We start from the raw sequence: 3363 nt of genomic DNA on the forward strand, positions 1-3363 counted from the left end.
CAGGGCTTCCACGCCACGATGCCCTTCGTGCGCGACCTCTACGGCGACTGCGTCTGCATCTCCTCCGACCCGCAGCGCCTCGCCCTGTCGGGGCCCGCCCTGATCGGGTCCCTGCTGCTCTCGCCCATCGACGGACTCGGCACCTCTCTGGAACGGGCCGATGCGGGCACCGCCCTCGACCTCCTGGCCCGCATCGACGTCGCGCACGGCGCCCCCCGGATGCTGGCACCCCTCGACATCGCCCGGCACGGGGCCGGCCCCACCCTGCTGGCGCCTTTCCTCGAGACCGATCTCGGCGCGTGGTGCGCCGGCCTGCCCCAGGCCCTGCGCCTCGCCGGGCCCGACAGGACGGCCCGCCCCGGCGGCCTCGTGCGAACCGCCCTCGACCAGCCGGCCAGCCCCCGGCCGGAGGTCGGCCATGCCCTCGACCTCTGGCTGCGCACGAGCCTTCGCGAACGCCTCGAGGACACGGTGGCGAGCGCCGCCTTCCGCAATCGCGACCTCTTCCGCACCGCCTGGATCGACCGCCTCGTGCGCGATCACCGCGAGGGCACCCGCGCCAATGGCACGCTGCTCTGGGCCCTGCTCTGCCTCGAGACTTGGTTCCTCGGCTTCATTGACCGCGCACCCGAGATCGACACGGCGGGCCTCTCGAGCGACCTCGCCGCGACCGACCTCGCCGAGACCGGGGTCGCCGCATGAGCGCCCTGGAAAGCCGTCGATCCGCCCCCCGCCGGGCCGCGAACCCGAAGCCGAAGGGACATCCGGCGTCGCGCACTCCCGCGCCGGCGGCCCCCGCTGGCGCGCCTTCCTCCGCCAAGGCTGTCGATGCCGTCGCCCTCCGGGCCATCGCCCTGGAGAGTGCGGGCGACCGGCACCGCGCCCACCTGCTCTGGCTCGAGGTGGCCGCCACCGCGAGCCCCGAGCGCCTGCGCCGTTACCGGGTGTTCCGGCGCCTGGCCAAGGAGATGGCGGCACGGGGCTGGCACGCGGAGGCCATCGGTTCCCTGGAGCGGCACCTCACCCTGAGCCCGCGTGACGCCGACGCCATCGACCGCCTGCTCCAGGCCCGGCTCGCCACGGCGCCCCCGGCCGAACAGCCCGGCCTCTACGCCGCTCATGCCCGGCGTTTCGGCGAGAGCGCCAGCGCGCTGATCCTGCGCGCCACCCGGATCGAGGCCCCGCGCGATCCCGGCGCGGCCCTGGCGACCCTCGAGCGCGTCGCGGCGCTGGCGGCGAACGCCGACCAGGGGCCCCTGCGCCTGCGCCTCGCCCGGGCCTACGAGAAGATCGGCGACGGCGCCCGGGCCTTGGCTCTCCTCGACAGCCTCACGGGCCCGGAGGCGCAGGCCCCCCAGGCGGCCAAGGCGCGCCTGCGCCTGATGCAGGGGGCGGGATCCAGCAAGGAGCACAGCGTCGCGGTGGCCCGCGGCCTGATCGAGGCCGAGCCGAACGCCGCCGCGCACCGGGCGCTCCTCGGGCGCACCCTGAAGCGCTTCAACGACTGGGCCGGCGCGGCGGCGGCCTACGAAGCCGCCCTGGAGCGCGACCGGGGCGAAGTCGCGCACTGGGAGGGTGCGCTGCGGGCCTACGGCGCCCTGGAGCGCGACGAGCGCATCGCCGAACTCGTTCATCAGGCCCGCCAGCTCTTCGCCCACGAGGGTGCCGAGGGCTTCCTCGCCATCGCGCGGGTCGAGCTCGCGGCCGGAGACGCGCCGCAGGCCATCGCGGCCGCCCGGCGCGCCATGGCCAATCCGATCCTGCGCCGTCGCGTCCGGCCCGTGCTCGCCGAGGCCCTGATGGAGGTCGGCGCCTATGCGGAGGCCTGGACGCACCTGGCGGCCGCCCTCCAGGACCCGAACGTCGAGCCCGACCTGCAGCGCGCCGCCGCCCGCTGCCGCGCCGCCTTCGCGGTGGCGACGCCGGGGCGGGACCACGTGCCGGTCTTCCCCGGCGCCCTGTTCCTTCGGGTCTTCGAGGCGCCGCCCCCCCGCACGATCCTGCCGCCCACCGACACGGTGATCCTCTGCACCTCGTCGCTGGGCGCCGGCGGCGCCGAGCGTCAGGTCGCGCTCACGGCGGCCGGCGTCTCGCGGGCCCGCGCGGGGCGGGGCCGCACCGTGCTCGCCGGCCTCGATCTCACCCCGGCACGGGGTCGCGCGATGATGCGCAACCTTGCCGAGACGGAGCACCTCGTCATCGAGGATCTCGCCTCCGTCAACGAGACCCAGGTGCTGCGCGTGCTCGCGGCCGAGGATCCGGCCCTGCGCGAGGCCTTGCGCCTGATGACGGCCTTCCCGCCCAACCTCGCCCGCGACATCCTCAAGCTCTACGACTGCTTCCGGCGCCACCGCCCCTCCTGCGTCCATCTCTGGCAGGACGGCGTCATCTCGACGGGCTCGGTGGCGGCGTTCCTCGCGGGCGTGCCCACCATCGTCTGCTCCATGCGCAACGTGGTGGCGGGCGAGAACGACCGCCGTCGCTACCGGGCCTATCTCGCCACCATGTACCGGGCCCTGTCCGAGCGCCCCGAGGTGCGGTTCACGGCCAATTCCGCCGCCGGCGCCCAGGACTACGAGGCCTGGCTCGGCTTCGAGCCGGGGCGCATCCGGGTCCTTCGCAACGGCGTCGACGTGGCCAGCATCCGCGCCCGGGCGCCGGAGGCGGAGCGCCGCGCCGTGCGCGAGCGCCTCAAGCTTCCGCCCGATGCCCTCCTGGTCGGCGGCGTCTTCCGCCTCGCCCCCGCCAAGCGCCCGCATCTCTGGCTCGACGTGGTGGCGCGGGTGGCCGAGGGCGATCCGCGCACCCACGGCGTCATCGTGGGCGACGGCGCCATGCGGGCCGAGATCGCGGACGCCATCGCGGCGCGCGGCTTGGCCGACCGCATCACGCTGGCCGGCCGCCAGAGTCCGGTCGAGCCCTGGATGGCCGCCATGGACGTTCTGCTCCTGGCCTCGGAGGTCGAGGGCCTGCCCAACGTGCTGCTGGAGGCGGAATCCCTCGGCGTACCCGTGGTGACCACGCGCGCGGGCGGCTCGGGCGAGGCGCTGCTCGACGGCGTCACCGGGCGCCTCGTGGAGGACGACGCGCCGGCCAACCTCGCCGCAGCCCTCACCGGCGTGATCCGCTCACGCGGCCTGCGCCACCGCGCCCGCGTCGGCGCGCCTGTCTTCATCGAGCAGCGCTTCGGGATCGAGCGGATGATCCGCGAGACCCTCGCTGTCTTCGGCGAAACCGATCCACTTAAGATGGGAATGGCATCATGAAGATCGCGGTCATCGGTTCCGGCTACGTGGGTCTCGTCTCCGGGACGTGTCTGGCGGATTTCGGGCACAGCGTTGTGTGCGTCGACAAGGATCCGGA

3 protein-coding genes are annotated in these 3363 nt (G+C 74.8%); all 3 read left to right on the top strand.

Going from position 1 to position 3363, the window contains the following annotated elements; all coding sequences use genetic code 11:
* Positions 1-702 (top strand): asparagine synthase-related protein (locus K2X24_RS16690; RefSeq protein ID WP_292499464.1); only part of this gene is annotated, 702 nt, incomplete at its 5' end.
* Positions 699-3266 carry a glycosyltransferase gene (locus K2X24_RS16695; protein ID WP_292499465.1) on the top strand — a complete coding sequence of 856 codons (2568 nt, stop codon included), beginning with the start codon at positions 699-701 and terminating at the stop codon, positions 3264-3266. The genes K2X24_RS16690 and K2X24_RS16695, both read left to right, overlap by 4 nt.
* Positions 3263-3363 (top strand): NAD-binding protein (locus tag K2X24_RS16700; RefSeq protein WP_292499466.1); only part of this gene is annotated, 101 nt, incomplete at its 3' end. The genes K2X24_RS16695 and K2X24_RS16700, both read left to right, overlap by 4 nt.

The sequence above is a fragment of the Methylobacterium sp. genome, from assembly GCF_019750675.1.
Taxonomy (GTDB): domain Bacteria; phylum Pseudomonadota; class Alphaproteobacteria; order Rhizobiales; family Beijerinckiaceae; genus Methylobacterium.

What these genes read in the sequence shown, in the direction of transcription:
- K2X24_RS16695 (WP_292499465.1), top strand. Translation starts at nt 699, where the DNA reads ATGAGCGCCCTGGAAAGCCGTCGATCCGCCCCCCGCCGGGCCGCGAAC.